The 5,705-nt window shown below is 71.7% G+C and carries 7 protein-coding genes; 6 read left to right on the top strand and 1 reads right to left on the bottom strand.

Going from position 1 to position 5,705, the window contains the following annotated elements; all coding sequences use genetic code 11:
• On the bottom strand, positions 1–1,362 hold a 1,362-nt coding region (locus tag PROKR_RS08550), incomplete at its 3' end, for a DEAD/DEAH box helicase (protein ID WP_051432799.1).
• 433 nt (positions 1,363–1,795) lie between these two features.
• Between PROKR_RS08550 and clsA the strand changes: the two genes are divergently transcribed.
• The 6 genes from clsA to PROKR_RS08580 form a co-directional block, all read left to right on the top strand.
• The gene (clsA, locus tag PROKR_RS08555) at positions 1,796–2,350 is read left to right on the top strand and encodes a cardiolipin synthase ClsA (protein ID WP_036961877.1); all 555 of its coding nucleotides are present in this window, start codon (positions 1,796–1,798) and stop codon (positions 2,348–2,350) included.
• Between the two features lie 80 nt (positions 2,351–2,430).
• Entirely contained in the window at positions 2,431–3,285 is an 855-nt protein-coding gene (locus tag PROKR_RS08560) for a DUF881 domain-containing protein (RefSeq protein ID WP_245605754.1), read from the top strand.
• The gene (locus PROKR_RS08565) at positions 3,282–3,614 is read left to right on the top strand and encodes a small basic family protein (RefSeq protein WP_020015376.1); all 333 of its coding nucleotides are present in this window, start codon (positions 3,282–3,284) and stop codon (positions 3,612–3,614) included. The genes PROKR_RS08560 and PROKR_RS08565 overlap by 4 nt, the downstream gene beginning before the upstream one ends.
• 2 nt (positions 3,615–3,616) lie before the next feature.
• The gene (locus PROKR_RS08570; protein ID WP_245605755.1) at positions 3,617–4,603 is read left to right on the top strand and encodes a DUF881 domain-containing protein; all 987 of its coding nucleotides are present in this window, start codon (positions 3,617–3,619) and stop codon (positions 4,601–4,603) included.
• Between the two features lie 224 nt (positions 4,604–4,827).
• Positions 4,828–5,301, top strand: a complete 474-nt coding sequence (locus PROKR_RS08575; RefSeq protein ID WP_020015374.1) for an FHA domain-containing protein — start codon at positions 4,828–4,830, stop codon at positions 5,299–5,301.
• Positions 5,298–5,705, top strand: a 408-nt coding sequence (locus PROKR_RS08580) for a MerR family transcriptional regulator (RefSeq protein WP_425414867.1), incomplete at its 3' end; no start/stop codon positions are given. The genes PROKR_RS08575 and PROKR_RS08580, both read left to right, overlap by 4 nt.

Below are 5,705 nucleotides of genomic sequence, written 5' to 3' on the forward strand. Positions count from 1 at the left end.
GGCGTAGGTGCGGATCATCTCGGTGTACATGTCGAGGCGGCCGGCCTCGCGGCGGGCCTCGACCTTGCCGAGGGCGCGCTTGACCTGGTGGGCGGAGACGTCCCGGGGGGAGGGGATGTCGACCTCTTCGAGCTGGGCGCGGATGGTGCGCTCGATGGAGCGGAGCTTGCCGCGCTCGTGGGGGGTGACGAAGGTGAGGGCCTCGCCGGTGCGTCCGGCGCGGCCGGTGCGGCCGATGCGGTGGACGTAGGCCTCGGGCTCGCCGGGGACGTCGAAGTTGACGACGAGGCCGATGCGGTCGACGTCGAGGCCGCGGGCGGCGACGTCGGTGGCGACGAGGACGTCGAGGGCGCCGGAGCGGAGGCGCTCGACGATCTTCTCGCGCTCCTTCTGGGCGACGTCACCGGAGATGGTGGCGGCGGAGATGCCCTTCTCGATGAGGGCGGAGCCGACGTCCTCGGCCGCGCCGCGGGTGCGGGTGAAGACGATGGCGGCGTCGGCGTCGGAGGTGGCGAGGACGCGGGCCAGGGAGCCGACCTTGTGGCGGAAGGGCACGACGGCGTAGGTCTGGCGCACCGCGGTGACGGTGGAGGCCTGCCGGGTGACGGCGATCTGGACCGGGTCGGTCATGTGGTGGTCGGCGACCTTGCGGATGGCCGGGGGCATGGTCGCGGAGAAGAGGGCGACCTGGCGCTTGGTGGGTGCCTGGCCGAAGATCTCCTCGACGTCCTCGGCGAAGCCCATGCGGAGCATCTCGTCGGCTTCGTCGAGGACGAGGAAGCGGATGTCGTCGAGCTTGAGGGCGCCTCGGTCGAGGTGGTCCTTGATGCGGCCGGGGGTGCCGACGACGACGTGCACGCCGTCGCGCAGGGCGCGCTGCTGGGGGATGTAGGGGGCGCCGCCGTAGACGGGCAGGACGCGGACGTCGTCCATCTTGCTGGCGAAGGACTCGATGGCGTCGGCGACCTGCATGGCGAGCTCGCGGGTGGGGGCCAGGACGAGGGCCTGGACCTTGCGCAGGGCGGGGTCGACGGCGGCGAGGAGCGGGAGGCCGAAGGCGGCGGTCTTGCCGGTTCCGGTCTGGGCGACGCCGGTGATGTCGCGGCCGGCGAGCAGCTCGGGGATGGCGCGGGCCTGGATGGCGGAGGGGGTGATGAAGCCGAGCTCGTCGATGGCGGCCATCAGGGGCGCGGGCAGGTCGAGGCTCGCGAAGGTCGGGCCGGTGGGCTCGGCCGGGGCCTGGACGGCCTCTGCCTCGGGGGTGGCGGCCGCGGGGGCTGCCTGGTCGCCGGAGTCGGCGGTGACCTGAGCGGTCTCCTGCTGGTCGGCAGGCGCGATCAGGTCATGGGTGTCGATAGACATGCAGTGCTGCACCGTTCGTCGTGGGGTGGGGGAGTCAGGGCCGAGGTGAGGGCCCTCGCGTCGCGCGCTCCCGACACACCTTCCCCGCAACCGAGGTTGCGGGCCTGTCTCGCACTTTGCGTGCACACACGGGAAGACGACGAACTCCAAGGGGATGTGGCACCACTGTATCGGCTGCGAGCGCCTCGGGCACAGAGGTTTGGAGCGTGACGTGCAGCACGCGGGTGATGTCGTGCGTGGTGAGGGCGTTGTGGGGCGGGTGTTGTCGGCGTCTCGGTGTGGGTGGAGGCTGGGTGTTGCAGGGGTGGTGCACGGGGTGGTGCTGGTCGCGTCGACCGGCGTGCCGTGCGTATACGCAACGGTCGCCCCGTAGTATGGCGGCCGAGACGAACCGGCGTGAGCAAGGGCGGTGAGCGTGTCCACTGGGGCGGAGATGAGCTCCCGGGTGCTGACCGTGCCCAACGTGATCAGCATGGTGCGGCTGGCGTTCGTGCCGGTCTTCGCGGTGCTGATCGTGGTCGGCGAGGACGGGTGGGCGCTGGTGGTGCTCGCGGTCTCGGGTGTGTCGGACTGGTTGGACGGTGTGCTCGCCCGTCGCCTGAACCAGGTGACGCGGCTGGGGCAGATGCTGGACCCGCTGGCGGATCGGTTGTTCATCTTCGTGACCCTGATCGGCCTGGCCTGGCGTGAGGTGGTGCCGCTGTGGCTGGTGCTGGTGATCGTGGCGCGTGACGTGCTGCTGGCGGCGACGGTGCCGGTGCTGGCGCGTCTGGGGTACGGGACGTTGAACGTGACGATGGTGGGCAAGGTCGCGACCTTCGCCCTGTTGTACGCGTTCCCCCTGTTGCTGCTGGCGGAGATGCCTGGCTGGGTGGGCGTGGTCGCGCACGTGGTGGGCTGGGCGTTCACGTGGTGGGGCGTGGGCCTGTACTGGCTGGCCGGCCTGCAGTACGTGGCGCAGGTGCGCCGGCTGGTGGCTGCGGGATGACGCCGCCCGGTCCGGTGGCCGGTCCGGCGTCGGCTCCGGTGTCGGGCGGGGCGGGGACGGCGCGGCGCCCGGACGAGTCGATGACGCTCCTGCGGGAGGTGACCGAGCGTCCGCTGGACCCGGGGTACGCGCTGATGGCGCGGCGCCGTGCGGAGGCGGGCGGGACCGCGGGGCGTAGCAGGCGCAGCGTGGTGCTGATGCTGCTGGTGGCGATCCTGCTCGGGGCGGCGACGGCGGTGGCGGTGCGGGACCTGCGGGCGCCGCAGCCGACGATCGCCAAGGGGCGGTCGGTGCTGATGGAGCAGATCCAGGACCGCTCCGCTCAGGTGGAGGCGTTGTCGGGGCAGACGGCGTCGCTGAGCGCTCAGGTGGAGGGGTTGCAGAGCGGTGGGCTGCTGCCGTCGGCGCTGCAGGAGGTCAACCAGCTGGACCGGCTGGTCGCCGGTGCGGTGCCTGTGGAGGGCCCGGGCATGGTGGTGTCGCTGACGGACGGTTCGGGTGGCGGGCTGGTGGAGCCGGGGGACGCTCCGGCGGAGTCACGGGTGCGGGACGCGGACGTGCAGTTCGTGGTCAACGAGCTGTGGGCGGCGGGTGCGGAGGCGATCGCGATCAACGACGAGCGGCTGACGTCGCTCTCGGCGATCCGGAACGCGGGTGACGCGATCCTGGTGGACCTGCAGCCGCTGAACGGGCCGACGTACCGCATCGAGGCGGTCGGTGACCCGGAGGACATGCAGGTGGAGTTCGCGCGGTCGGCAGGGCTGGGCTTTCTGCAGCTGCTGAGCGCGGAGTACGACATCAAGAACGAGGTGACCACGAGCGACGGGATGTATCTGCCCGGTGCGGGCTCCCCGACGCTGCGGTGGGCGAAGGTGTCGCGGTCGGGCACGACGGCGGGCACGACACAGGACCGATCCGAGGAGGACAACGGATGATCGCGATCGTCGGGCTGGTGATCGGCGTGGTGGCCGGGCTGGTGCTGCAGCCGACCGTGCCGCTGATCTTGCAGCCCTACCTGCCGATCGCGGTGGTGGCCGCGCTGGACGCCCTGTTCGGCGGCCTGCGGGCGATGCTCGACGGGCTGTTCGACGACAAGGTGTTCCTCGTGTCGTTCCTGTCGAACGTGGTGGTGGCCGCGTTCATCGTGTTCCTCGGTGACCAGCTCGGGGTGGGCAGCCAGCTGTCCACGGCGGTGGTGGTGGTGCTCGGGATCCGGATCTTCTCGAACGCCGCCTCGATCCGCCGGCACATCTTCAAGGCGTGAGCATGAGCAAGGAAAAGAACGGCGCGGGCGCGAAGCCCGACAAGACCGGGTCGAACAAGCCCAGGACCGCGGAGCGGGTCGAGCCGGTCGAGACCTCCTCGACCGAACAGACCGGGACCGAACAGACCGGGGCGGACCGAGCCGAACCCGAGCAGGTCGAACCCGAGCAGGTCGAGAGCACCGCCGTCGAGCCGGGACAGCCGGACGACGACGCGCCCGTGCCAGTGCCGGATACCGGACCAGCCGAAGCGCCCGCCGAGCCACCGTCCGGCTGGCGCCGGGTGGGGCAGCTGCTGCGCCCGCGCGGCACGCGCTCGGAGCTGCTGACGGGTCTGCTGTGCCTGGCCCTCGGGTTCGCGCTGGCGGTGCAGGTCGGGCAGTCGACCGGTGACCAGCTCAGCAGCCTGCGGCAGGACGAGCTGGTGCGGCTGCTGGACGAGGTGACCCAGCGCGCCGACCAGCTCGACGCCGAGGTCGGGGACCTGGAGGCGATCCGGGACGACCTGCAGTCGGAGGACGGGCGCGACCAGGCGGCGCGTGACCTGGCGCAGCAGCGTGCCGAGCAGGAGGGCATCCTGTCCGGCCGGCTCCCGGCGCAGGGCCCGGGCGTGCAGATCCGCGTGACGGACGGCGCCAAGCCCCTGGAGGCGCAGGCCCTGTTCAACCTGCTGGAGGAGCTGCGCAACGCCGGCGCCGAGGCCATCCAGGTCAACGGCAAGCGCCTGGTCACAACGAGCTACTTCGTGGACTCCGGTGGCGGCGTCGTGCTCGACGGAGCGGCCATCGCCTCGCCCTACGAGTGGACGGCGATCGGCGACCCCGACACGATCGACCGCGCCCTGGAGATCCCCGGCGGAGCGCTGCCCCGCATCCGCGAGGAGGGTGGGGAGGCCACCACCACCCGGTCCGGTCAGGTCGAGGTCGACGCCGTGCGTATCCCGGGCGAGCCGGAGCACGCCGAGCCGGTGGAACCGGACACCGGGAAGTGACTCCGACCACCTTCCTGACCTGCCCGGACACCCATTCGGACCCAACCTGCCGAACCAGCATGCGGAACTCCCAGGACGTCGGTAGTTTTATCCGGGTTGGTTCCTGACATTGGTTTTCGCCACTACCCCGATCGGGGTAGGTTGAGTGGAACCCGGACGCCGCCCCGGCCGTTGTACCGACGTAGTCACCCCTGTTTCACCGACATCGCACCCGAGGAGACCTGATGACGGACCCCAGCGCCCATCCGGTCGGGCCCGATACCACGGCCAACCTGGGTCGCATCGCGTTCCCGACCTCCGACGAGCAGGCGCCCCGCACCGCCCTCAGCCCGGAGGAAGCGGCCGCCGTCGCCGCCCTCCCCCGGCACTCGGCCCTGCTCATCGTGCAGCGCGGCCCCGGTTTCGGCGCCCGGTTCCTGCTCGACACCGGTCGCTCGGTCGCGGGCCGCAGCGAGCAGGCTGACATCTTCCTGGACGACGTCACCGTCTCGCGCAAGCACGCCGAGTTCGTCCGCGAGGGCGACTCGTTCGTCGTGCGCGACATCGGCTCCCTGAACGGGACCTACGTCAACCGGGGCCGGATCGACGCCGCCACGCTCGTGACCGGCGACGAGGTCCAGATCGGCAAGTTCCGCCTGACCTTCCACGCCAGCCCGCAGTCGCCGGCCCAGTGGGGCCCGGGAACGCCCGCCCCGTGACGACCGGTGCCGCACGCGACCGTGACCGCGAGCACGGCCATGACGCGGACCTCGACGCGCCCTGGCCCCGGGGCATCTCCCGGCAGGCCACGATGCGCATCAGTGACGTCCTGCGTGCGCTGGGCCAGGAGTTTCCCTCCGTCTCGCACTCCAAGCTGCGCTTCCTGGAGGAGCAGGGCCTGATCGACCCCGTGCGGACACCGTCGGGCTACCGCCAGTACAGCCAGGCCGACGTCGAGCGCCTGCGGTTCGTCCTCACCGAGCAGCGCGACAGCTACATGCCGCTGAAGGTGATCAAGGAACGCCTCGCGGCGATGGACGCCGACCCCGACTCGGCCGAGCACCCCGCACCACGCCTGGCCGCCGCCGGGTCACCGGCCCGCCGACGCTGGACCGCGCCCGCC

The organism is Promicromonospora kroppenstedtii DSM 19349 (genome assembly GCF_000515355.1).
GTDB classification, from domain to species: domain Bacteria; phylum Actinomycetota; class Actinomycetes; order Actinomycetales; family Cellulomonadaceae; genus Promicromonospora; species Promicromonospora kroppenstedtii.

Coding starts and splice junctions, on each gene's coding strand:
- clsA (WP_036961877.1), top strand. CDS start 1,796: ATGAGCTCCCGGGTGCTGACCGTGCCCAACGTGATCAGCATGGTGCGG.
- PROKR_RS08560 (WP_245605754.1), top strand. CDS start 2,431: ATGACGCTCCTGCGGGAGGTGACCGAGCGTCCGCTGGACCCGGGGTAC.
- PROKR_RS08565 (WP_020015376.1), top strand. CDS start 3,282: ATGATCGCGATCGTCGGGCTGGTGATCGGCGTGGTGGCCGGGCTGGTG.
- PROKR_RS08570 (WP_245605755.1), top strand. CDS start 3,617: ATGAGCAAGGAAAAGAACGGCGCGGGCGCGAAGCCCGACAAGACCGGG.
- PROKR_RS08575 (WP_020015374.1), top strand. CDS start 4,828: ATGACGGACCCCAGCGCCCATCCGGTCGGGCCCGATACCACGGCCAAC.